We start from the raw sequence: 26,093 nt of genomic DNA, 5'->3' as shown, positions 1-26,093 counted from the left end.
TATGTGTTGGCTTTTATTCAATTTGTCCTTTATATATTTCAATCATTTTTTCTACGTTGTCACCAATTTTCTCAACCACCAATTTTGTTACAGTTGTTGATTTTTGAGAAATTTCCCAGAAATCTCCAGTTTTTTTAAATATGTAAATTGTCTCAAAGCAATAATCTGTCGTGAATGTTTTGGTACAAACCAAGAGGTCTTTTCTGTTGTTTTCTATTGGCTCCGAAACGTATATAAAGTCTGAATTACTAATATTTGAAGTAATCCAATTAATGATTCTGTCCTGTTCTAACGAATCTTTTTCTACATCTACTTTTATAATATTTATTTCATTGTTTATCAATTCGCTTTTCCAAACTGTTTTTTTAGCCTTAGAAATATTATTTAAGATAGTGTCTACTGAATTTTTAAAGAATGGATGTTCATCAAAGTTGAATGAGGTATAAGAACCAAAGAAACTGATACTATTATTCTCCAAATTCAAATTAATTTGTTTTGCCGATTCTCCAATTAAGTTAGGCTTCCGAGTTACTATTGTATCGGTGTCGGTTAGTAAAATATTTTTGTTTTCAAGTCCTTTCTTGTCCTGAATAATAATATCTAATATGGAATGATTTCTAATTTCTCTATTTTTTTCAATCGAACATGATTGAAATAGGAAAACAATAATCGTATATATTAATAATCTGTTTAGCATGTTTTTTAAGCTTACATATAACGTACGTGGAACCCAACCAGTCGGGTTATATCGTTATTATCAGGTTGGGTTATAACACCCATTGGCGTGGATAAACCAACTTTTTCTGATTTTTCGGGAGGGAGTTGTTTCATGAGCGGGCGGTTTCGTTTTTTCGTTTTTCCGAAGATAACAAGAAAAATGTTTTTAGAAAGCTGTTTAACAATACATTTCACAGGATCGACTTAACCTCGTTCTTTCGAAAAAGTAAAAAGAAACGCTTTAATCTCCTGTGGGCTGCGACGAGTAAATCCTTCCTGCTATCCTCAGAGCCGCCCTGCAACATTTTTCAGCGTCCTGCGCCATTTTTTCGATTTCCTGTACGATTTTTGGGCGTCCTGCGGGCTTTTTTGTCGCCCTGCAACGCTTTTTTTTGAATCCTGCGCCCTTTTTTCAGGCCCTGCTTAGCAGGAAGGCCCCAAAATGACGCAGGGAGGGTCAACAACCTACAGGATGCCTGTCAGGCATACAGGGCAGCCAAATACCTCGCAGGACGCCGTATTTTTCAACTGGAAGCATCCAAGCTACACCTCCGGTGTTGATCTGAACAAAGTGCTAAGCGGTTCCAAACCGCTAAGCACATCATCTCACGCAATACCTGCCCCGGCACTTCGTACCGGGCTATTAAACGCCGACACTTTCAGTGTAGTAATAAACTCTGAATATCGATACTAAGGAACCGTTCTTTTGCGAGAGAACGGTTCCCTGCTTCCACATTGCGACAGCAAATCAATCCCATCGGGATTGGATTATCATAGCATTCCAACGACAACGGAAAACAGAACCCGGTACGCCTGCCTGTCGGCAGACAGGGGGTCGATAGCAGCTAACGCCTTTAAATGAAGAAACAAAAAATCCAACCCGTTCCGGGTTGTGGGAATCCAGGGATGTTCGGTTCTACGAAAACCCAAGGCATACTGCGTTGGCTCCTCCGCAAAACAGGTTTCAGGCATCCTCCTCTCAATAATCGAAAAGCATACAACACTAGACCGGCACCTGTCTTTTCTTTTTAAAAAAGCCAATGATAAACAACACTCCCACCAGCATAAAAGGGAAGTTGGTCATCAGCACCGTAAAAAGACTCATCCCTACCGAGTGATTCATGTGGTAATTGTGCGTAAAAATAAAAGGGCTGAATCCCAGTCCGATCAGGGTAAAGAGAATGCCGCCCACCAGTTCCCATTTCCAGGCAACAATGAGCAGGGCCAGCAAAACAAAGGAGGGAATCATGTGCATCAGAAAAGCGCTGATCTGTTGCCAGATCGTTCGGCCGGGTCCAAAGGAATCGAGCGCAAACAAACTGATAAAGAGGATGGCCAGGATACAAAGAATTCGGGGTGTCCAGTGCAGAATTTTAATACTTGTCTTCATGGCAAAAGGTTTAAGTTGACAAACAAAAATGGCGTACCACCGTACTCAAAACAACACATTCATGTACGACATATTTTGCACAAAGGGTACAACGGGTCTTTCCTGACCTCGCAATCCCATCACTCCTGCCGCCAAATAGAACGGGCATCTTCCGCTCTTTATCAGAAGATGCCCGGCCTTAAACCTGAAATCGATTATTCGCTTACCTCGTCGGGATAGGGTACCCTCATCCCTGTGCTTTTAAACGCAGGCATGGGCGCGTTCCATTCGCGCAAACGATCCGAAATTAACGCGGACAATTCTTTTACTTTTGCCGGATGCTGCAACGAAAGGTCGTTCAACTCGCCAATATCGGCATCAAGGTTGTAGAGCTCTCTTTTCCCGTTTCGCATGTTGTACACAAGCTTCCATTTTCCTTGCCGCACTGCACTGAAATAATTGATTCCGGGTCCATCATTCCGGGTCCATTTATTCGGAGAATGCCACACCAATACTCGTGTTGTATCCGAGTATTCCGGGTTTTCGAGGATCGGCACAAAGCTTTTTCCATCCACCGGCTGTACTATTTTATAGTCTTTCACTTCGGCCATTTGCAGGATGGTCGGGAAAAAATCTTCGACAATTACATACTGACTGGCAACGGTTTTTGGCTGCACCACTCCCGGCCATTTTACAATCATGGGTTCGCGAATTCCTCCTTCATACACCGATCCCTTTCCGGCTTTCAGTGGCAGGTTATGGGTAAACGGCTCGCCGCCACGTGGAGGAGTCAGGCTCAGTCCACCGTTATCGCTCATAAAAATGATAATGGTATTCCGGTCAACGTCCATTTTCTCCAGGTAGTCCATAATATCGCCCAAACTCTTATCCATTCCCTCGATCAGCGAAGCATACCGGGCTTCTATCGGGTCGAGACCGGCATCGTAATATTTCTGCACAAACCTTTTGTCGGCCATAATAGGCGTGTGCACCGCATACTGGCACATGTTCAGGAAAAAAGGCTGTTTGTTCCGGATGGGTGCTTCCATGGCTCGGATGGCTTCCAGCGTCAATGCTTCGGTTAAAAAAGTATCGGTGCCAAAATATTCTTCCAAATCGGGAACGGCCTGTGGTTGGGCTTTTCCCGGAATATTTCCGTAGTTATCTTCTCCGAGGTAACTCTGAGGATGACCGCCGGCATGACCGGAAATGTTCACCATAAAGCCCATGTGGTGCGGACTGGCACCGGGTGTTCCCTGCGAGGCCCAATGTGCTTTCCCTACATGAATGGTAAAATACCCCGCCTCCTTTAACAGTTCAGGGAATGGGGTTGCATGGATGGTTTTTTCGATGCCCGGAACAGGGCTCAATCCATTGAAATTCCACGACGCGCCTGCCATTTGTTCATCGGAGTTATCCGTATTGCGGTCTTTTAGGGGCGAGGTCCAGTTCGTAATACCCTCGTGCGCCGCATTCATTCCACTCATTAAACTTGTCCGGGTAGGCGTGCAAACCGGACATGCATAGGCGTTCGTAAATTTCATCCCTTCGGATGCCAGGCGAGACATCGACGGTGTGCGATACCTTTTATTCAACGGAGTAAGCTCTTTCCAGAAAGGTTCCGAAGTATCCTGCCACCCCATGTCGTCGACAAGAAACACAATGATGTTGGGTCTTTCCGAAGCCCGCGTCATCAAAGAAAAAAATACAATTATGGCCGCAAGACCAAGTCTGATTTGTTTATACATAGCTGGTTATTTTATTCGAATCAGGGATTAAACCTCTGTTGGGATAAAATCCTTGATTCACTTATTTCACTAAAAAGACTAATCAATTAAAAAGGCTGAAAAATTGCGGATCAATGGTTTGTCCACGCTTTTTTCAACCGTAAGACGCAGTGCCGAGCAACTCACCGTATCAAAAGACTGAATTCGTTTGTGCCCCACCGATTCTCCCTCACACAGTTTTTTCCAGACTCCGTTTATCCGGGCATCCACGGTATAAGTACGAATCCGTTCCCCGTGTTCAATATCTTCCTGAATGACGATGTGATTCAGTTTTTTCCCGGCAGGAATTTCAAGGGTTATTGTTTCGCCCGTTCCCCTGGTTTGAGCAACAGGAGTATCAAACCTGCTTTTAATTTCGTCGCCCAGCTCTTTGAGCCTTTTTACATCCGGCTCAGGCATTAGTCCTTCCGGATCGGGTGTAAGTCCCAAAATCAGTGTGCTGTTGTGCCCCACCGAATTGTAATACATGTTCACCAGGTTTTCGAGCGGGAAAATATGTTCTTCGTCGCCGGGTTCCCAGAACCATTCGTGGCGTCCGTTGTACCCCCGCAGCGGTGCATCGCTCATGGCAGGCATGTAATACGCCCCGTCCGGATCACCTTCTTTCAACAACTGAAAATTGTTTTTAAAAACAACTTCCTGGTTGGTTGAATGAGAATACACAAAAGGATAAGTGCCCCAACACGGATACGGAACGGTGCCACTTTCGCTTCCTCCCCAACGAATATCGGCCCGCTGGGTGTTGTGATAAAAAATGCCGTTCGGCTGGTGCTTTTCGAAAATCCCCAACACATCGGGTCCACCTTTTTCCGGGCCATGTGCACCACCATCGAACCAAACAATGGCTAAATCTCCGTAACGCGACATCAGTTCTTCTGTCATCCCTTCGCAAATGCTGTTGTAATATTTTTGCCTGTTTTCGGCAAATGGTCCCTCGCCGTCCACCTTAAAATCGTGAATACCGAAAAACGAATTCCAGCGAATACCAATATAAATCCCCGGTAATACATCGTATTTCCGGCACGATTCGACAAAGTCCTTTACAATATCCCCCTTGCCATCTCTCCATTTTACAGCTTTCAGGCAATAAGGATTTACATCGCTTTGGTACAAGGCAAAACCGGTTTCGTGGGTCGCAGTAAGAATGGCAATTTTACATCCGGCATCTTTGGCTGCTTTGATCCACTGGTCGGTATCCAGTTTTTTGGGATTGAAAATATTGTAATCCGGCACAGGTGTTATGCGGTTTTCGCGTTGGTTGTATTTCTTTCCGTCAAAAACATGCAGGTCGTAATGAAATACGGCCACCAGCTCGGCATTTTGCCAGTTTAGCTGCGCCTGGGTGGGCACAGGGATTTCCCTGTTTTCCTGGGCTTTCAAAAAGCCGGTACTTAATAAGGTAATACAAACAATTTTCAGAAATTTTGATACCATCATTTATTCGTTTTAAATTTTAATACATAACTAACTGTACAATCGCCGCCATAAATGTTTGTTCCCGACGCTACATAGAGGTATTCGGGCTTTCCGTTTTTCAGCAGCAACTGTGGTCGTTCAAATTTGGCATAGCCGCGATTCTTAGGTCCGTAATGAACGGCTACAGTATTCATATCAACCGACGTGTACTGATTGATGCGGTGAAAGCCCTTTTCGTACTTATCGAAATGAATCCCATCCTCCGAAGTCCAGAGTATCCCTCCTCCTTCCTCCATAATTCCATGGTTGTCGGTAGTTAGTAGCGCAAATTTTCCGTTGTACATAAAAGCGTATCCATCTTCAATGTTACGGTCGTTAACCGTTACCGGGAAAGGCATTTGCACATAGGGCCCTTCCAGGTTTTCAGCAACTGCCAGTCCCATTTTTGCTTTTTCTGATTTAAAATACAGAAAATATCCTCCATCCGGGTGTTGTAAAAATGCCGGATTATTGACACCGTTACTTGCTTTGTAGTTCCAGTAATCAGGATTATTGGGAGGTGTAAGGATTTTTCCGTTTTCGCCAACCATTTCCCATGGCCCGTACAAACTTTTTGACGTAGCCAGGCAGATAAACTGGTTGGAAGGATGTTCTTCAAAGCCCGTATTCATAATAAAAAACAGGGCATACAAACTGTCGACCTTGTGAATAGCCGGGTTATGAGCCGCATAGCTATTTTCTGATCTTACCTTGTGAATAGCAGGATTACAAGGAGCTTTTCCCTCAATATCTCCTTTCACAGCCACATCGGAAAATTCGAAAGGACCTTCGGGAGAATCGCCTACATAATGCGCGATTTCGCTGTGGGTACGCCATCCCGGATCAACTTTTAATTCGCCGGGCCAGCGAGCCACAAACAGGTGAACTTTACCGTCGTCGTCGTAAATGGGTGAAGTTCCCCAAATGGTATAGCCCGAATCCTGCACAGCGATTCCCTTAAATTCCCATTGGTCGGCAAATGTACTTTGGGATTGGGCTTTCATTGTGCAGCAATAAACAACCAGAATAACAAGTATTAAATTACGTGTCATTTTTTAAAAGTTTAAATATTACTTTTTATGATTGGAATCGTGTAGGTCGAAATCAGCAATTACCGGATAATGATCGGATAAATACCAATTATCTTCGCCGTTACAGACTTTTGCATTTATACACTTTGTTTCAAGTTCAGAAGATACGAGGATATAGTCGATTCGTTCCAACCGAGCCCACAGTTGTTCGTGGCGTTCATTATTGATCGGTGCCAAAGCCATGGCCGGAAAACTTCCACGTTCTGCTATTCCGTTTGTAAATTTGCGTGTAACATCATACAGAGGCAACGAAAGGAAACCTGAAATGACTGAATAATCCAGGTCACCATTATCCAAATTGCCATCCATCCCTTTTCCGTCTTCACTCTTTCGAAGTCGAACCAGGAGGTCGCCATCCGGCTCATACAAATCGGCATCGAACGGCGAATGTGCATTAAAATCGCCCAAAACAATGTATTTCGTATTTTCCGCATTGATTTGTTCCAATGTCCCAAGTAGAATTTTCATTTCTTCGCGCCGCCTATTTATGCTTCCCGGGTGAAGATGAACCACCAGAAAATCAATGCCATTGGTTGTACAGTGCAAGGCGCCGTGATGCATTCCTTCAATAATTTTTTCTTTTACCTCGATTGGATACCTGGAAGTTAAACCGACCGAATAACCACTCTCCTTCAATAGTACAGAGTAATTGTGTCCCCAACTTTTGGCATCTTCCTGCAGCTTTTCCGGAGTATACTTACACAATTCCTCAAGTGCAAACACATCTGGCTGTTGGGTATTCACCCAATGCTGAAGTTTTGCCCGCCGCGTTTCGTCTTTTCCCCAATCGAAACCGTTCCAGATGTTGTAGGTCATCACTTTTAATTTACCTGCATGATTAAATTCCGAATCCGGCTTTGCAACCAGCAGCTGAAAGGCGTTGAATATGCGACAACCATGTTCAACGAGGCCTTCCGGTGTTAGATGAGTTCCATCGGCCTTGGGCAAACCATACATACTTGTATAAATGATATTCTGGTCTTCGTCGGCTAATCTTTTTTGTGCTTCAACCACCACCGGACGCTCTTGCATAAACCGATGCTGCTCATCCACCCCTAATATTATTTTAAGGTCCGGCTTCTTTAAAACGTCATCGCGCAGGTTATTTATCAGTTGGTTCAGATTCTCCCGATATGCTTCAGCATGAAGGTCACTGTCGCCATCTGATTCTCCCTGAATCCAGATAAATCCTCTAACATCTACCTTATAACCTTGCGCCTTTAAAGTACTTATTCCTTTTAACAGTTCAGCAACCATGCTATCGTAAATGCCACCTTCTCCCGGTGCTTTCCAATCTCTTGCAAGCCCTGTTCCTCCCAAACAATATTTGAAAATGGCCGGGGAATATCCAGCTTTCTTCAGTTCACGGGCAAAACTTACTTCAGGGCCAAAATGTCCGTCAGGAAACCGGCCCTTTTGTGGCTGCATCTTTACCCACTCTCCTTCCGAACTTTCATTATCAAAAAATGTCCAGTTCAGTTTTATCGACGCATCCAGGTTTTCGTCATCCACAGGATATCGGGCTGCGTCTCCCTGCCACCCCTGTGCATTGGATTGGCCAGCCCAGATAAAAAGGTCGATTTTTTTCTGCGCCCCCGAATTGATAGTAAACAAGGTCAGCAGTAACAGAAATCCCATATTTTTAATACGTTTCATTGGAATAAGTTCATTGTATTGAGTTGTTATTTTATTCTCTGGTAAACCAATTCAGCGATAGCCTTATAACCAGCCTGATTTGGATGCACACCGTCCTTTTCAGTGAAGAGTTCCGGTTTATGATCGAGCGGTGTATTCAAGTCGATAAAACCAAGTTCTTTTTCTTCGGCCAACTTCTTTACCTCACTTATTATTTCCTGTAGCCTTGGTTTTCGTGCTGTAAGACCATTTATCCGATTTTCGTCGAGACCTGGTGTTTCAAGCACCATAGGTGAGGGTGCACACACCCATATTTCCGGTTTTGGGGAAAGTGTACGTAAGGAGTCAATCAGGTCGCTGTAATCGCCGGAAAATTCATCTTTGTATTCCCAACACTTACGGTCTCCACAGGTTCCCATCCCACAGGTGTCATTGGTGCCGAGGCTGATAATCACAATATCGGGATGAGCAGCCATTATTTTAGGGAGTTGAGTCCAGACCGTTGGTTTACCTTTTCGAAGTAGCGTACTACCTCCTACTCCGAAGTTTTCAACCTGATACTTTTTTCCTAAAAGCAATTGCAGTTGTGCCGGATACGAATGTTGATCCGGGTTATTTAAACGGGCCCCAAAAGTGATACTATCGCCAACACACGCTACTTTTACAAGGTTTTTTTTGACTTCTTCATTACTAAACGAAGTGAGAAAAAAAGTCAATAAAAACATCGCAACTTTTGTGAAATAACTATGCATTGTCATAAGCTTTATTTTTAATCTGAATCAATTTATATCTTCAACATAAAATGATGAAAATTCAAGAATCGTTGCTTCTCCCTTCGATTCGGTGATTTTTAGCCTGAGTGCCGAAACTTCCACATCCTCAAAACGATGTATGAATTTATGTCCGATGCATGACCCTTCAAAAACAGTTTGCCAACCTTGTCGTGTTCTTCCTTCCAATACAAATTTACGGATTCGTTCACCCCTGGAAATATCTTCCATTAACACCACCTGGTTTACCTTCGTGTATTCAGGAAGCTTCAAGGTCAATTTTCTCCCGACACCTGAAACAGTGGCTATTGGATTTGAAAATCTGCTTTTTATTTCATCGCCAAATTCTTTGAGGCGTTTTACATCAGATGCAGGCATTAATCCGTCAGAATTTGGTGTCACCCCAAGAATCAGCGTGGTATTGTGCCCCACCGAATTGTAATACATATTAACCAGCTTGTCGAGCGGATAAATAATCTGTTCGCGATTGGGTTCCCAAAACCAATCGTGTCCACCGTTTCCACGTAGCGGGGCATCGCTCATCGCAGGAATATAATATTTCCCGTCAGGATCACCGGTTTTTAGCAATTGGAAGTTGTTGGCGCCAATTTCTTTTTTAGCCGATTCGCCGGCTCCTGTAGAGGGATATGGGAAAGTGCCCCAGCTAGGATACGGAACTGTTCCGGTCTCGCTTCCCCCCCAACGCATATCGGCGCGTTGCAGGTTGTGGTAAAACAAACAATTCGGTTGATACTTTTCAAAAACGGAAAGCACATCAGGACCGCCTTGTTCCGGTCCATGAGCACCACCATCAAACCAAACCATTGCCCAATCACCGTAATTGGTGAAAATCTCTTTCACAATGCGTTCAATCATCCGGTTGTAATGCTTTTGACGATTTTCAGCAAATTCATCTTCACCCTGCACTTTAAAATCATGGATACCGTAAAAAGCATTCCATCGTGTGCCAATGTATACGCCCGGCAAAATCCCATGACGTTCGCAGGCTTCCTTAAAATCGCGGAGAATATCGCCCTTACCATCTTGCCATTTCAGGGCTTTCATACAATACGGTGTGGCATCGCTCTGATGGAAAAAGAAACCGGTTTCGTGACTAACCGTAAAAATGGCGATTTTAAATCCGGCATTCTTCAGTGACATGATCCATTGATCCAGGTCGTACTGTTGCGGATGAAAGCTGTTGTAATCTTTTACAGGAGTGATACGTGCTTCTTTTTGTACATAAAACTCACCGTCGAAAACATGCAGGTCCCAACAAACCAGCGCCGCCAGTTCAGCATTTTGCCATTGCAACTGCGCAAGAGTAGGTAGAGGCAAAGTTTCCTGTGCATTTGCCAGTTTTAACAGCGTGACAAGGAAAAGGACAATGAATGTTTTATGCATTGATGTCAGTTTTTATTGTGCGTAAATGTGCAATCTTTTTAAATGAAGTGCAGCTTCGGCGTCAGCTTTTAGCAGCACTTTCACATATCGGGCCTTCACTCCGGGAAGCTGAATTCCGGCATTGAACTGTGCCACGGTAACTTCCCACTGGTCAAATGCTTTTTCTTGTTTTTCAACCGATTGCCAATTGTTCCCATCTTCAGAAACCAGTACTTCAAAAGTGACCGGATTTCCGTTGTAACGTTTTTCGTTGTACAGATCAACACCGGTTACTGCATACAATTTGCCCAAATCGATAATTGCATACGGTTCTTTTTCTGCTTGGGTATGAAAAGCGAAAGGACTGTTAAACAATGTATTTCCCAAAAGTAAATTGTGATGTTTTGGATTGTCGAAAGGTGATTCAGAACTCAATTTCAGTTTTACATTTTCAGTGAGTTGTTTGCCATACATCGGGTCGTCAAATAGTGATTTCGACCGCTTTTCAGCCACCATTCCCTCAATCTCATTTTTGAATGTCAATTCAATGATAACCGATTCTTCATTCCTGTTTACCTTTTCCAGATCAATAAGAACCTGCTTTTTGTTTTGGCTAAAGGTGACCTCTCCTCCAGTGAGGGTCTTTGCAGCCACAATTTCGTTCTGAACAGCCGGTAACGTAAGCGTATCTCCCACTTTGCCGGTAATATGCACAAACGCTGTTTTACCACGATAAGTGCTACCGCCCCATTTTTCAGGGTACCAGGGGCCGCCTTTGGTATTGTAAATCGTTTGTCCGTAACGTTTCAGCCATTGGCCCATTTCTTCCAGACGACTGACCTGAAGCGGATCGTATTGGCCTTCCCATTTCGGCCCCCAGCTAAGCAGCATGTTTCCATTTCCACACGCCGTAGCAGTCAGCATATTTACGATTTCCTTTTTCGATTTTACAGGCGTATCTGACCACGACCATGTGCTGCAAAGTGTTACACAACTTTCCCAGGGGCGCGACTGATACATCCCGATTTTCTGTTCCGGAGTGTCAAAATCCCCGGGAAGGGAAGCTCGGTTGTTGATGATGATTCCCGGCTGAAGTTCTCGAATCATTCGTGTAAGTTTTTCCGACTCCCACATATCGGCAGTGAACATGCCTCCCCACCAGCTCGCATCAAACCAGAAAATATCTACTTTACCGTAGTTGGTACAAAGCTCACGCACTACGTTAAACTGGTAATCGATGTATTTTTGATGGCTTGCTCCCGGCTTCACCTCTTTCACACCGGGTTTTGGTCTGAAATAAGGGGCTTCGTCAACCTGATCGATCAGGGCAGTGTCAACAGGTGCATAGTCGGGGTGGTACCAGTCGCGTTGCGAATAGTAAATTCCAAACTTCATTCCCGCTTCATGACAGGCATCGGCAATTTCTTTTAAATAATCGCGACCGAACGGGGTGTTCGTTACTTTAAAATCAGAATATTGAGTATCCCACATGTGAAAACCATCGTGGTGTTTGGCAATGGTTACTATGTATTTCATGCCGGCACATTTGGCAATGTCCACCCACTCTTTGGCGTCAAAGTCTTCGAAAACAAAATGCTCCGGGTATTTCACCCACACCGAATCGGGAATCGGGCCATGGCCTTTATCGGGTGCTTTCCGCGTGTAACACATCCCCCAGCTCAGGTCTTTGCCTATGTAGGTAGATAATCCGAAATGGATAAACATGCCGTAACGGGCATCGTTAAACCACTGCATTTCCTCGTCGGTAGCAAAATTACTGGCATCCCATTCCTCTTCTGAAAACATTTGAATATGGTTCCAGCGGGCTTTTTTATCGGTTGTTTCTCCTTTTACCGACCACTGAGCATGGGCAAAATGCCCGCAAAACAAGGTTAGTCCAATAAGGATATATATTTTCTTTAGTCTTTTGTCCATCCTGTTTTTACTTTAGTTTTTTTAGTTTGTAAATCGTATTCAATGACTCCTGATACACTCTTCCATCTTCCCTTCTATCCCTGCCATATCCTGAGCTTTTAAACATTCCACAAGCAGCGAAAGTACCATGTAATAAGAGAGGGGCCAAATGCCCCTCCATTTTTCTAATCAACTAAAATCTATGTAGAGACAAGAGCAGGCAAAATTCGACTTACATCCCGGATTCTGCATTCAACAGCACTTTGTTGCTGTTTGCGTTACAAAAATCCGGTGGTCTGCTATTTTCTGCCCGGTCTTTATACGAAAATATTTTATTCAGTTATATCAGTCGGGTAAAAGAATCAGGCCATTAAAGCAATGGCCTGACTTTATCTCTTTTTTTACCAACCCGGATTATTTGGTAAAAGATTTTCGTTCAACTGCCATTGTACAATAGGCAATGGAAACAAGTAATTCTTATCGGTAAAGTTTCTTGTCGATGCTTCTTCCAGCCAAACAAAATCAACTCCGTCGATTGTTTTCTTCTTTCCGGTGAACGCACTGTAAACTTTGGTTGTAGCCCCCAGTACATCCTGATTCAATTCAGCAACTGCAGTTCTCCAGCGAATCAGATCGTCGTATCTGAAACTTTCATTGGCCAGTTCAACTTGTCGTTCCCTTCTGATCTCGGTCAACATATCCAACGAGTTATTTGTCACAAAAGCTGTTGTTAAATGCGGCATTCCAACGCGGTCTCTCAACACATTGATCGACTTATTAAGTACCTGGTCCAGTTCGCCACCGGTTGCGCCCAGCTCAAAGCTTGCTTCAGCATAATTAAGCAGCACCTCAGCGTATCTGATCACCATTACATCTCCGTAACGTCTTTCTCCGCTTAAATCGCCCACTGCATCCAAATAAGTATATTTTCGCGGACAATAACCTGTTGTCGAAAAAGTTCCGAGCGAATTTATTTCAAAGATTGCTCCCGAATTATCTTTGTCAATGCCAGGTCGGTAGAATGTGCCAAACATACGCGGATCCCGGTTTTCGAATTCAGAATTCTTAGTAACATAACCTGAGAATCCCGAGGCATTATGCGTAATGGGAAGACCATTGTTCATTAAAAATGCATCAGCCAGATTTTTAAGCGGGCTCGAATAGTTATCTGTGATCAAGGCTCTTACCCAAATGTTGTAAGAACCATGATCCCGGCTGTATTGATAAGCAAGTATGGTTTCGTCGTTCGCCTCATTCTCTTCATAGAATAAGTCAGAAAAATTTTCGTACGAAGGCAATTCAAACAAGGAATATTCCTGGCTTGTAATCACTTTATCGGCAAAGCTTTTTGCCTTTTGAAGCAGTGCGTCAGCCCCTGTTTCGCCTGAGTACTTTTTCAGTGTACCGAAATACAACGCAACGCGGCTGGCAAAAGCATCGTTGGCGCCTTTGGTAATCCTACCGTAAGCCTCGCCCGCAATATCACTTTTCTTCGGAAGGTAGTCAGAAGCTTCTTCAAGGTCTCCCATAATGAAGTCGATTACAGCGTCTCTGGAATCTCTGGAACCATAAAGCTCGTCGGAATCAAAGTCCAATGTGTTTCGCGCAATGATGATATCACCAAAGCGTTTGCAAAGTGTAAAGTGATAAAATGCACGAAAAAACAGTGCCTCTCCCTTGTATCTCTTTTTAACCGACTCAGATACAGTTGCATTTTCATAATTCTCGAGAAAGTCGTTGGCAATTCGAATGTAGGTGTACGAATTATCATAAGTGCCATCAGAGTTGGGAGCCGAATTGTTACCTGCACTCACCGCATTTTGACTTTCGGCATAGGTATCAATGGTTCGCACATCACCCGTCAGACCCGGGTTAATACCACGGTACAAATAGTTCAAGCCTAACTGTAAATCAGTTTCAGTCTGCCAAAAGAATTCAGGAGAAAGTTCTGTCATAGGAGTCTTGTTCAAGAAATCGTCGGTACACGACACGCCTATGACTACAAGCAGTATTAATATATATTTTCTCATAGTTCGTTTTTTTATTGTCTGTTATTCCATTATTAAAAGCGAATATTCAATCCTACCGAATAGGTTCTTTTCAGAGGATAAATAATCGAACCTGCTCTTCCGTTCCCAATTTCAGGATCAAATGCATCCAGTAACTTGGTTACCTCAAAAACGTTTTCTCCGCTTACATAAATCCTGCAGTTGTCGATATGCACCTGACTTAAAATCGATTTAGGCAATGAATAACCCAATTGAATATTTTTCAGGCGCAAATAAGCTCCATCTTCCAACCAATGATCGGAATACCAGTAATTAAACCCTTGACCTACCGTAGGACGTGGAAAACGTGCATCGGTATTATCGGGTGTCCAGTAATCGTTGTGATAGGTATAAGAATAGTTATCCCAACCGTTCTGCGTTTGGTTGATCAGGTTGGGGTCACCGCCTTCCTGGTTGATTGAAATCATACGTTTTCCAACTCCCTGGAACAAAGCCTGGAAATCGAAATTTTTATAACTGGCGTCGATATTAAAGCCCCAAACATAATGCGGTGAAGTTTCTCCCAAATAAACGACATCATCGGGCGAAGTAATTTTCTTATCATCATTTAGATCGAGATATTTGATATCGCCGGCAGTAGCATTGGCATTGATGTAGGCATGACTTTTTGCTTCGGCATCGGTGGCAAAGTAACCATCGGTTTTATAACCAAACACTGAAGCCATTGGGTAACCCTGTACATACATCATTCCCCTTGAGAACTCGGTAACATTGTAATTCACCAGTTCATCTTTCTGATCCGATATGTTGAATCGCAACCCGTAGTTAAAATCATTGCCGATTTTATCGTTCCAACTCACGGCTACTTCCCAACCTTTAACCTCCAAAGTACCATAGTTTCCGGTTGGTACCGTAATACCAATAATAGAAGGAACAACGGTGGATATCAACATATCCTTGTTCTTTTTGGTATAATAATCACCGGTAATATTTAAGCGGCTGTTTAAAACCTGCATATCGATACCGATATTCGATGTTTCGATCGTTTCCCAGGTTCTGTCGGCCGAAGCAAGCTGGTCTTGAGTTGCCCACTGTGCCAATGTAGATCCCATCGGGTAGGTTCCGCCAAACGAATATACGGGAATATGGTCGTAATACCCCAATCCGGATTGGTTCCCCATTTGTCCCCACGATGCTCTTAATTTCAGATTCTGGAATACCCCTAAATTCTTAATGAATTCTTCTTCCGATAGTCTCCAACCAGCAGAAAACGAAGGGAATAAAACCCGTTGGTTCTTCTCTGAAAATCTTGAAGAGGCATCGGAGCGGAAGTTGGCTTCAAAAAGATATTTTTCTTTGAAGTTATAATTTAAACGTCCGAAATAGGATGACAAGGCCCATTCGTACAACGAGTTGCCATTTCTGGCATTATCTGCATTTCCTAGATTTAAAGCAGGCAAAATATTGCTTCCTACAATTTCGTTTCTCCAGGCATACAATTGATCGCTTTTAGCTGATTCGGCCGATTGCCCCAACATAAGCGTAAGCTTGTGATTTGTTGCCAGCGTTTTATCAAAAGTAAGGTAATTCTGGGTCGACATGTAATTGTACTGTGTACTGTACCGCGTCACACTGTAATTCGACGGGCTTGGTTGTGCACGCATACTGCCATCGGCCATCCACTTCGCCACAAAATTACTGTAGTTATTTACCTGTTGAAAGTTAAAACGTCCTCCGTTCAAACTGGTAAATGTCAGACCGTCCATAATCTTTAAGGTCAACTTAAAGTTACCGTCAAAACGATTGTTTATGGTTGAATTTTCACCTCGTTCTTTCGCCTCCTGAATAGCGTTTCCTTGCATCCTGTACCTTAAATAGTTCCCATTTGTATCTTTAACAGGCATGGTTGGCGGTGTACGATAGATATTATTTACATCGATATTATTTCCGGCTGTATTTTCATTGGCATAGGCCAGTTTCACATCCAGGTTTAATATATCATCAATGATATCGGTTTCAATGTTAGCCCGTCCATTAATACGCTTGTAGGAATCCGGAGCCCATTTTTCAAAAAAACCTCCATCGTCCACATACCCAACAGAGATTCGGTAATTTATATCTCCTGCTTTTGCGATACTTAGGTTATGCGACTGATAGTTTGATTGATCAAACATCATTCCCAACCAGTTTACGTCAGAAGCATGAAGCCAGTTATCTAAACTGGCAAAAGCAACTGTCGCACCCGCTTCAACAGGTATTACCGAAACGCTTGGATCTTTAATGGCTGCAATATGAGCATCAGAATAACCAATTTTACCCACCGAAGCATAAGCAGCATTCCACAAAATGGCATGTTCCAATCCTGAATTTGTCTGAGGCATCCGGGTCGGTGTTCTTACTGCAAAGTTGTTGCTGTACGAAAATTGAGTCTTTTCGCTTTTTGCATTTTTCGTAGTTATCAGTATTACACCGCCGGCAGCTCTCGATCCGTAAATAGCCGCCGAGGCAGCATCTTTCAGAACCGACATACTGGCAATGTCGTCAGGGTTAACGGTATTTAAAGTTCCCTCAACACCATCGATAAGAACCAAAAGAGGGTTCCCGTTCACCGAGGTGTTTCCACGAACGGTGATATTTGATCCGGCTCCCGGCCGACCATTTGTGCTGGTAACAACAACACCCGGACTAAGGCCTTGCATGGCAGATGAAACGTTTGTTACCGGTCTGTTTTGAAGCGTTTCCTCATCAATAATAGCTACCGAACCGGTTAGGTTTACTTTCTTTTGTGTACCATAACCGATAGCCACTATTTCGTCCAAACCAATAGCCCCCGACACCATTTTTACGTTGATAATACTCTGCCCGGCAACTGCCATTTCTGTTGTCTCCATTCCAACAAATGAAAATTGCAGCGTAGCATCATCCGGAACACCGGATATGGAGAAATTTCCGTCTGCATCTGTAATCGTTCCCTGGGTTGTTCCTTTTATCAGCACTGTTACACCCGGCAAAGGCTCATTATTTTCATCCGTAACAGTTCCTGTAATCTTTTTATCCTGCAAGGCATCTAAAACAGTTGAAAAATCTTTTGTTTCCGGAGTCAGTACAATCAGGTCATTGTCCAAGACTTTATAACGGATACCTTGGTTTTCAAACAGAGCATTCAGTATTTCTTCTACGGTATTCTGCTGAACACTTATCGTTACAACTCTCTCTACATTAACTTGTTCTCTTTGATAAAAAAAGCGGAAATTACTTTGTTCTTCAATCTCGCGAAGCACTTCAACAACCTGTTTCCGGTTCATATCGAAAGAGAACCTGGTAGTCTGCGAATACACTGATGCTGACAACTGCATAAACGCAAGAAACAGAATAAGCAATGTTAGTTTCATCTTTAATAATAATTTCTGTCTTCTTCCTATATCCTGAAAAAAGACCAATACATTTTTTTTCATAAATTTGATGTGTTATTGTTTATACTAAATAAGGTGTGACCGCACCTATTTTTTAAACGTACACCGGTTTGATATGACCGTATCAGACCGGTTTTTCTTTCATAAGTTTTGTTTACATAGGCATCGTTTTTATTCGTGTCTTATAATTACTTTTTGGTTCTCGATAACATAGGAAATTGGCAAAGTTTCTTTTAATACATCCAGCACCTCCAGGATGGTTTCATTCTTTATTGTTCCATCGTAGTGATAATTCAAAATCGATGAATCAGTCATTTCTATCTCCACACCGTATTTTCTTTCGAGCATGGTAACAAGTTCCTTCAAACTCATATTTATAAAAATGAGCTTATTATCCTTCCACGACGTGTAGTAGCGGGTATTTACATTCATGAGCCGGATATTTTTGGATTGACGGTCAAAGACCAAATGCTGTCCCGGTTTAAGAACAACATCCTCAGCTAATTTGAACTGATCGGATGAAGTGATTTGCACTGTTCCCCTTTCTAGCGTCGTACTCACGGTATTATCTTCGGGATATGCTTTTACGTTGAACTGAGTCCCCACCACATTAACGTTATAAAAAGGTGTATGAACAACAAACTGATCGTCCTCAACATGCTCTACATCGAACCAGGCTTCACCACTTAAATACACTTCCCGAAGTCCGCGTTTTCCGTTAATTACATATTTCAATTCAGATCCTGAATTCAGATAAACCAATGAATTATCGGGCAATACGACCTGAGATACAGAGCCGTTGGGTGCGTACGACGTATAATAAACCGGAGACGAAGTCCAGTTATTTACCGCAAGTACTCCGATTAAAGCGCCAATCAGAAGAATCGCGGCAATTTTAGCCAAGCCCAGGTAAAGGTTTTTTCCTCCGTTTACTTTTTTCTGCGTCCCTGCAAAATTAATTTTTCGGTGAATCCGAAGAAGTATATCATTGAACTCATCGGGACCAGGAACACTGCATTGTCCGTAATTCTCGGTTTCCCATAAATTATACAATTGTGTCCTGATTTCAAGATTTTTATAGGGTTCTTCAAATAACGAAAATGCATAATCCAATTCTTCCTTGTCGCATTCGTTATGAACGTAATTCCTTATTGCGTTTGATATTTTTTTCGTATCTGTCATTTTTTTCGTAAAAAATCCCCCAATAAATGGGGGATCTAATTCTACTCTAACCAAACTAATTCTATGATCAACCAAAACAATTCTTGGTTATTGACTACTTTTCAGTTGTAATACGCAGAACTTGCGCCTACCCCCCAAAAAAAATTACAGAAAAATTGAAATAAATAGTAACGTTGCGATAATTCCTTTTCCCAATCGCTTCCGGATATGACTGATTGACAAGCCTATCTGATTCTCTACCGTCTTTACAGAAATATTCAGTTTTTCTGCAATTTCTTTATTCGATAAACCAGCTTCACGACTTAAAATAAAAATCTGCTTCCTTTTTGCAGGCAATTCATCAATAGCCTGGTTTACCTTTTCCCGGATCGTTTCATAATCAATACTAACATCAAGTCCAAAGCTCTCCGATTCAAAAAACTGAACCAAAAACTTACGGTATTCTGCATCTTTCAACCGAACCCGTAACTGACTAATGATAAGGTTGTACGAAATTTTAAAGAGAAAAGATTTAAACGACTTTGAAGAATCAATTTTTGTCCTATTTTCCCAGATACGAACAAAAGCTTCCTGAACAATCTCTTTTGCATCCTCGTCATTTTTCAGCAGCGAAAATGCAAAGCGATAAAGTCTCTCATTGTACTTATGAAAAAGAGCATCAAAAGCTTCTACTTCATTTGCAACAAGTTTATCAACAAGCATTTTATCATTGTTCAAAGAAGAACCCTCCATGAGCAGATTTAATCAGGTTGATAGCAAAGATAATAAGGTATCGTTTATACTGTGCATTCTTTGATACATTTATCGAATACATCAGACAACAGAGACCGTTCTTTTGCGACCAAAAAACTCATTAAGAGACAAATAGGATGAATTACTTTTGGTAAAACAATCATCCCGATTTTTTACTTTTCATTTCAGATAAATGGCAAAAAGTTGTTTTTCGGACAACACTCACAGCCGCGGAATCAATACCATGAAAATATTAGCTCAATTTTTCCGTGTACGAACACGACAATTAAAAAAATTGCTTAGTTTTGTATGCCTTCGAAAGGACAAATAAAGCTAAAAAACCTATAAAACAAAGAGCTATCGAATCAAATAGACAAATACGGATCAAAGATATTGCAGCCCGGGCAAAGGTTTCCATCGGAACGGTGGACCGCGTGCTGCACAACCGTGGTGAAGTGGCCGAATCGACCCGGAAAAAGATCCTCGAAATTGTGGAAGAGCTGAACTATCAGCCCAACATCCTGGCCAGTACACTGGCATCGAAAAAATCGGCTGTTTTTGCCACCTTAATGCCTCAGCCGCTGTCGGAAGATGCTTACTGGAGCAAACCGTCGAAAGGCGCACAAAAGCGAATTGCGGAATTGCGGCAATACGGGCTTCAGATGCAGCCTTTTATGTTTAACCAGGGCGATTCAAAAAGTTTTGAAAAAGAAGCACAACGGATACTCGAACTGCAGCCCGACGGTGTGGCACTCGCACCTTTTTTCAAAAAGGAAGCACTTCGCTTTATCGATCAGCTGAATGAACTAAACATTCCCTTTGTGTTTATCGACTCCGAAATACGGGATGCCGGCCAGCTGAGCTACATCGGGCAGGATTCGTACCAAAGCGGACTGGTATCGGGCAAATTGCTCGATATGATCTTACCCGATGGGAACATCCTAGTGATCCACTTTGCCCGCGAAATGGACAACCAGAACCACCTTATCCAGCGCGAAAAGGCTTTTTACGACTGGTTCTCGCAACAAACCGGATCACCTCACCAGCTTTTTACTACCGATGTGGCCGATACCGACGATCCGGCATGGGAAGACAAAATCACCGACAAAATACGTTCGCACAGCATTAAGGGGATTTTTGTGACCAACTCGAAGGTTTTCAATGTAGGTAGCCTGTTGGAAAAAAAGGAGATCAACGACATTAAAGTGATCGGGCACGACCTCCTTAAAGAAAACGTCAGTTACCTGAAAAAAGGCCTGGTGCATTTCCTGATCTGCCAGCGTCCCGAGGAACAGGGTTACGAAGCCATCAACAAGCTGTTCAGAAGCGTGGTGCAGAAACGAACCATCGACGAGAAGAACTACACATCGATCGATATCATTACCAAAGAAAACGTTGACTATTACAAAGAATTTAAATAAACCGAAAAGAATATGAATCCATTATCATTTAACGATTTACAGGGAAAAGTTTGTGTCATTACCGGAGGCGCCGGTGTTTTGGGAAGCGCCATGGTAAAAGCCATCGCTTCGGTGGGCACAAAAATCGCCATTGCCGACATCAACAAGGAAGTGGCCGAAAAAGTGGCCGCAGAAATTGCATCCGAATCGGGAGCACAGGTTATTGGCGTGGAAGCTAACGTACTCGACAAAGCTTCGCTTGAAAAAGCCAAAGCCGAAATCAACGAAAAACTGGGCGAGATCGATATCCTGATCAACGGAGCCGGTGGCAACAGTCCGCAGGCCACCACCAAAGTAGAGCAGGTACTGGAAGAAAACATCGATAACCTGGCCGACAGTTTTTATGGGCTGGAAATGGAAGGCTTCGACAAGGTTTTTGCGCTGAATTTCAAAGGCACACTGTTGCCAACCATGGTTTTCACAACCGATATGCTTAAAAACCGCAAAGGCGTGGTGCTGAACGTGTCGTCGATGAATTCGTACAAACCGCTGACTAAAATTCCGGCCTACTCGGCAGCCAAAGCTTCCATCAACAATTTCACCGAATGGCTCGCTGTTCACCTGGCCAAAGTGGGTATCCGGGTAAACGCCATCGCTCCGGGATTCTTTATCACACACCAGAACCGTTTCCTGGTTACCGATGAAAAAACAGGTGGCTACTCGCCCCGCGGACAAAAAATTGTGGACAATACGCCGATGGGTAAATTCGGAGAACCCGAAGACCTGCAGGGAGCAACCTTGTTCCTGATCTCGGATATTTCCAACTTTATCACGGGTATCGTTATCCCGGTCGACGGTGGATACAGCGCTTTTGGCGGTGTATAAATCCTACTTGTAATCAGTAAAAACCAAAACATAAAAGAAGTCGGAGCGCTGCTCCGGCTTTTTAAAACAAAAGCTTCGTTAACGCTAACGATCTACCAAAAATCAAAAACAGTAATCGAAAAAAAAGGATTGAAAGAATGTCATTGGAACAAACATGGAGATGGTACGGGCCCTCTGACCCGGTAACTTTGCAGGACATCAGGCAGGCAGGCGCAACAGGCATTGTAACGGCTTTGCACGAGATTCCAAACGGTGAAGTTTGGAGTGTGGAAGCGCTGGAAGAAAGAAAACGTTTTATTGAATGGGACGACAGCAGCACCCCTGCACGCCCGCGGGGACTCACCTGGTCGGTGATCGAAAGCATTCCCGTTCATGAAGATATTAAACAGGCCCGTCCCAACCGCGACAAGCTGATCGAAAACTACATCGAGAGCATCCGAAACGCAGGAAAAGTGGGGATACCGGTGCTTTGCTACAATTTCATGCCGGTGGTTGACTGGACACGCACCAACCTCCACATGGAACTGGAAGACGGTGCCCGCGCATTGTGTTTCGACATGGTGGACTTTGTGGCTTTTGATGTGTTTATACTTCGCAGAAAAGGAGCAGAAGAAGCCTACAGTGCTGAACTGCTAAAAAAGGCACAGCGCCGCTTCGAGAGTATGAACAGTGAACAGCGTTACGAACTGGAGAAAACCATTATTGCCGGGTTGCCGGGAGCGGAAGAATCGTACACGCTGGAACAGTTTCAGGCTAAATTGGATGAATACAAAAACATCGATGATAAAACCTACCGCGAAAACCTGAAGTATTTTCTGGATAGAGTGGCTCCGGTTGCCGAAGAGAGCGGCGTTAAACTGGCCATTCACCCCGATGATCCGCCTTTTTCACTGTTTGGATTGCCACGCGTGGTCAGCACCGAAAAAGACCTGGAGTACATTCTGAATATTTACGACAGTGTTTACAACGGATTTACGATGTGCACCGGTTCGTACGGTGTACGCGCCGACAACGACCTGGTGGGAATGGTAAAACGCCACGGGGCAAAACTAAACTTTGCCCACCTGCGCAGTACACAGCGCGACGAGCTGAACGGCTTTCACGAAGCCGGCCACCTGCAGGGCGATGTGGACATGTACGGCGTAATGCTGGCTATTTTGAAAGAGCAGCGCAAACGCCAGGCAGTGTACCGCCCCGATTACCGCATTCCGATGCGTGCCGACCACGGTCACACCATCCTCGACGACCTCAAGAAGAAAACAAATCCGGGTTATTCGGCTATTGGTCTTTTACGCGGAATGGCCGAACTTCGCGGCTTGGAAATGGGTATAAAAAGAAGCGGAGCGGTTTTCAGCGAATAAAATTTTTCGGAATTTCCGAAGTTAAAAAGTATAAACCTATGAAGCCGGTCGGGCCGCAATGTCTGGCCGGTCAGTAAAACAAAAAATATGAGTATCCAACTAAAACAAAACTGTAAATACGCCATGTTGGTGCCTACCAGCATGGGTATGCGCATCACTCCCGAAAACGGGCAACCTGTTCACAGCAGCGACAAGTTTACCTTGTTCGCTACCAGCGCCGAAACCAACGTAGCCAGTATCGCTTCGTACCTCGGCATGCCCGTGAAAGTGCTCACCACTTTTGTAAAGGGAAGTCCGATTGCCCAATTCATTAAAAGCAATTTGCGGTCGAGAAACATGGATTACGAAGGTCCGGAAGTTCCGCAGGGCGATCCGTGGGGTTACCGCCACCAAATCAACATTGCCGACAGTGGTTACGGTTTGCGCGGTCCGCGTGTGTTTAACGACCGTGCGGGAGAAGTGGGAAGAACATTGAATGCAAAAGATTTTGATCTTGAACGTATTTTTGGTGAAGAAGGCGTGCAGATCGTTCACCTTTCAGGACTGATCGGTGCTTTGTCGCCCGAAACGACACAGTTTTGCCTCGAAGTGGCCCGCGCAGCCAAAAAACACGGCAGCCGTATTTCTTTCGACCTGAATCACCGTGCGTCTTTCTGGAAAGGCCGCGAAGAACAACTGCGCAAGGATTTCACAGAAATTGCTTCGGTTTCAGACATACTGATCGGCAACGAAGAAGACTTTCAGTTGTGTTTTGGCATTGAAGGACCGGAAGCGGGAGGCGAAGGTTTGAATGCTAAAATCGATGGATTTAAAGGTTTGATCAACCGAGTGAAGGAGACTTTCCCGAATGCATCGGTTTTTGCCACTACCCTGCGCGAGGTTATCAGCGTAAACGAACACCTGTGGGGCGCCATTATGCTCGAAGGCGAGAACTGGCATGTGGTTGAACCTCGTCCGATAAAAGTACTCGACCGCATCGGTGGCGGCGACGGTTTTGTAGGTGGAATGCTCTACGGAATCCTTAAAGAATGGGAGGCCGAAAAGTGGGCGCAATTTGGCTGGGCAACCGGCGCACTGGCCACTACCTTCCTCACCGACTATGCACAACCCGCCGACGAAGAACAGGTTTGGAGCATCTGGGGTGGAAATGCGAGAGTGAAGAGATAGAAGAAAGGCTAAGGCTAAGGCTGAGGCTGAGGCTGAGGCTGAGGGAAGAAGGAGGAGAAAGTTTGAATTTGAATAGCATTCAATATGATAAAGAAATACAATGATTTTAGGGATATGTCGGTGTGGCAAAAGGCTTTTGCCCTGCTACGCGACGTATATAAAATCATTCGTATGTTTCCTCCGGAAGAGAAGTATGCGCTCGCCGATGATTTAAGAAGGGCAGCGAATTCCTGTGTTTATAACATTGCCGAAGGATTCGGGCGTTTTGAGGCAAAAGACAAAACCCGCTTTTATAAAATATCAAGAGGAAGTGCCTACGAAACCATCAGCCAGATACTTGTCGCTGAAGCGGAAAAATATACCGAAACTGAAATTGCAGAAGATTTAATTTCAAGATACAAAGATGTAATTGAGGAATTAAATGCTTTGATACGTACATTGGAAAAGTAATGCGGTTGTCTGGCACAGTCAATTTTACCTTAGCCTGTGCCTCAGCCTCCGCCTAAAACAAAAGATATGATATTCTACGAAAAAGGCTCAACTGAAACATCGCTGTTGAGGGAAGATCTAAAAAAAGGCTTATTTGAAGCCCTCGATAAAATGGGTGCCAAACAAAAGGTGTTGGCAATCCCGCCCGACTATACCCGTCTGCCATCGAAAGCGGGTGATCTGACAGAATTTACCTGGGAATATTTCGGGGAAAAACTGACGGACGTTCTTCCGGCCCTGGGTACGCACACACCCATGACCATGGAGCAGATCAGCCATATGTTTGGCAAATTGCCCACCGACCTGATTCGTGACCACGACTGGCGAAACGACGTGATCACACTGGGAACTGTTCCTGCCGAATACATCAAAGAAGTATCGGAAGGCGCGGTGGAATATACCTGGCCGGCACAGGTAAACAAGCTGCTAGTGGAAGGCAATTTCGACCTGATCCTTTCCATCGGACAAGTAGTGCCGCACGAAGTGGTGGGAATGGCCAACTACAACAAAAATATTTTTGTGGGAACCGGCGGTGCCGAGGGCATCAACAAAAGCCACTATATTGGCGCAGCCTACGGAATGGAAAAAATGATGGGCCGTGCCGACACGCCGGTGCGGAAGGTATTTAACTATGCTTCCGAGAATTTCTCCAATCATTTACCGATTGTTTACGTGCAAACCGTGGTGGGCCTGAACAAACAGGGCAAACTGCAAACCTACGGTCTGTTTATCGGCGACGATTTTGAAGTGTTTGACAAAGCCGCCAAACTCTCGCTCGAAGTCAATTTTGAAATGCTCGACAAACCCATCAAAAAAGCGGTGGTTTGGCTCGATCCTACAGAATTCAAAAGCACCTGGCTCGGCAACAAAAGTATTTACCGTACCCGCATGGCCTTGGCCGATGACGGGGAACTCATCGTACTGGCTCCGGCGTTAAAGGAATTTGGAGAAGACAAGCAGATCGATAAACTGATTCGCAAATACGGTTATTTCGGGACACCGCACACCCTGCAACTGGTAAAAGATAACGAAGACCTGCAAAACAACCTGGGAGCTGCTGCCCACCTGATTCACGGATCATCGGAGGGACGTTTCAGTATTACCTATTGCCCGGGGAAAGGTCCGGAGAATCTGACCAAAGAAGAAATTGAAAGTGTGGGATTCAACTGGGCCGATTTTGATGAAATGACGGCTAAATACAATCCTGAAAAACTGAAAGACGGCTACAATACCATGCCCGACGGAGAAGAAGTGTTTTACATTTCCAATCCGGCCATTGGTTTGTGGGCATTCAGGGATAGATTTGAGTACTAGATATTGAATGCTGGATGCTG

At 44.0% G+C, this 26,093-nt stretch carries 19 protein-coding genes; 6 read left to right on the top strand and 13 right to left on the bottom strand.

Translation table 11 applies throughout. The features are described 5' to 3' along the window. Positions 1–13: 13 nt before the first annotated feature. From INQ51_RS11565 to INQ51_RS11505, 13 genes are all read right to left on the bottom strand, one after another. Complete coding sequence (locus INQ51_RS11565) at positions 14–697, bottom strand: hypothetical protein (RefSeq protein ID WP_233378128.1); 684 nt, start codon at positions 695–697, stop codon at positions 14–16. 1,023 nt (positions 698–1,720) lie between these two features. Continuing rightward, complete coding sequence (locus INQ51_RS11560) at positions 1,721–2,107, bottom strand: hypothetical protein (RefSeq protein ID WP_233378127.1); 387 nt, start codon at positions 2,105–2,107, stop codon at positions 1,721–1,723. Between the two features lie 194 nt (positions 2,108–2,301). Further along, on the bottom strand, positions 2,302–3,834 hold the full coding sequence (locus INQ51_RS11555; protein ID WP_233378126.1) for a sulfatase: 1,533 nt from the start codon (positions 3,832–3,834) through the stop codon (positions 2,302–2,304). A gap of 78 nt (positions 3,835–3,912) precedes the next feature. Further along, entirely contained in the window at positions 3,913–5,310 is a 1,398-nt protein-coding gene (locus INQ51_RS11550; RefSeq protein ID WP_233378125.1) for an alpha-L-fucosidase, read from the bottom strand. Beyond that, positions 5,307–6,380 (bottom strand): glycoside hydrolase family protein, encoded by a 1,074-nt coding sequence (locus INQ51_RS11545; RefSeq protein WP_233378124.1) that lies wholly within the window; start codon positions 6,378–6,380, stop codon positions 5,307–5,309. Before INQ51_RS11545 ends, INQ51_RS11550 begins: the two co-directional genes overlap by 4 nt. 18 nt (positions 6,381–6,398) lie before the next feature. Beyond that, positions 6,399–8,075, bottom strand: a complete 1,677-nt coding sequence (locus INQ51_RS11540; protein ID WP_233378123.1) for a sialate O-acetylesterase — start codon at positions 8,073–8,075, stop codon at positions 6,399–6,401. A gap of 26 nt (positions 8,076–8,101) precedes the next feature. Beyond that, the gene (locus INQ51_RS11535; RefSeq protein ID WP_233378122.1) at positions 8,102–8,812 is read right to left on the bottom strand and encodes a GDSL-type esterase/lipase family protein; all 711 of its coding nucleotides are present in this window, start codon (positions 8,810–8,812) and stop codon (positions 8,102–8,104) included. 21 nt (positions 8,813–8,833) lie between these two features. Beyond that, entirely contained in the window at positions 8,834–10,228 is a 1,395-nt protein-coding gene (locus INQ51_RS11530) for an alpha-L-fucosidase (RefSeq protein WP_233378121.1), read from the bottom strand. Positions 10,229–10,240: 12 nt separating this feature from the next. After that, complete coding sequence (locus INQ51_RS11525) at positions 10,241–12,142, bottom strand: alpha-L-fucosidase (protein ID WP_233378120.1); 1,902 nt, start codon at positions 12,140–12,142, stop codon at positions 10,241–10,243. Positions 12,143–12,522: 380 nt separating this feature from the next. Next, on the bottom strand, positions 12,523–14,151 hold the full coding sequence (locus tag INQ51_RS11520) for a RagB/SusD family nutrient uptake outer membrane protein (protein WP_233378119.1): 1,629 nt from the start codon (positions 14,149–14,151) through the stop codon (positions 12,523–12,525). Between the two features lie 32 nt (positions 14,152–14,183). Next, a complete protein-coding gene (locus INQ51_RS11515; protein WP_233378118.1) occupies positions 14,184–17,522 on the bottom strand; it encodes a TonB-dependent receptor in 3,339 nt (1,112 codons plus the stop codon). 192 nt (positions 17,523–17,714) lie between these two features. Then, on the bottom strand, positions 17,715–18,725 hold the full coding sequence (locus INQ51_RS11510; protein WP_233378117.1) for a FecR family protein: 1,011 nt from the start codon (positions 18,723–18,725) through the stop codon (positions 17,715–17,717). A gap of 144 nt (positions 18,726–18,869) precedes the next feature. Continuing rightward, positions 18,870–19,427, bottom strand: coding sequence for an RNA polymerase sigma-70 factor (locus tag INQ51_RS11505; RefSeq protein ID WP_233378116.1), 558 nt, complete (start codon positions 19,425–19,427; stop codon positions 18,870–18,872). A gap of 335 nt (positions 19,428–19,762) precedes the next feature. Here INQ51_RS11505 and INQ51_RS11500 point away from each other — a divergent pair, with 335 nt between their 5' ends. The 6 genes from INQ51_RS11500 (at position 19,763) to INQ51_RS11475 (ending at position 26,073) form a co-directional block, all read left to right on the top strand. Then, positions 19,763–20,878, top strand: coding sequence for a LacI family DNA-binding transcriptional regulator (locus tag INQ51_RS11500; RefSeq protein WP_233378115.1), 1,116 nt, complete (start codon positions 19,763–19,765; stop codon positions 20,876–20,878). 12 nt (positions 20,879–20,890) lie between these two features. Beyond that, the gene (locus INQ51_RS11495) at positions 20,891–21,742 is read left to right on the top strand and encodes an SDR family oxidoreductase (RefSeq protein ID WP_233378114.1); all 852 of its coding nucleotides are present in this window, start codon (positions 20,891–20,893) and stop codon (positions 21,740–21,742) included. Positions 21,743–21,879: 137 nt separating this feature from the next. Beyond that, positions 21,880–23,103 (top strand): mannonate dehydratase, encoded by a 1,224-nt coding sequence (gene uxuA / locus INQ51_RS11490; RefSeq protein WP_233378113.1) that lies wholly within the window; start codon positions 21,880–21,882, stop codon positions 23,101–23,103. 87 nt (positions 23,104–23,190) lie between these two features. Then, entirely contained in the window at positions 23,191–24,270 is a 1,080-nt protein-coding gene (locus INQ51_RS11485; protein WP_233378112.1) for a sugar kinase, read from the top strand. 84 nt (positions 24,271–24,354) lie between these two features. Beyond that, positions 24,355–24,720, top strand: coding sequence for a four helix bundle protein (locus INQ51_RS11480; protein ID WP_233378111.1), 366 nt, complete (start codon positions 24,355–24,357; stop codon positions 24,718–24,720). Positions 24,721–24,786: 66 nt separating this feature from the next. After that, positions 24,787–26,073 carry a lactate racemase domain-containing protein gene (locus tag INQ51_RS11475; RefSeq protein ID WP_233378110.1) on the top strand — a complete coding sequence of 429 codons (1,287 nt, stop codon included), beginning with the start codon at positions 24,787–24,789 and terminating at the stop codon, positions 26,071–26,073. Positions 26,074–26,093: the final 20 nt, after the last annotated feature.

Source organism: Maribellus sp. CM-23 (assembly GCF_021354595.1).
In the GTDB taxonomy this organism is placed as follows: Bacteria; Bacteroidota; Bacteroidia; order Bacteroidales; family Prolixibacteraceae; genus Draconibacterium.
The sequence above is the reverse complement of the archived record's forward strand: the minus strand, read 5'-3'. Positions and strand labels throughout refer to the sequence as shown.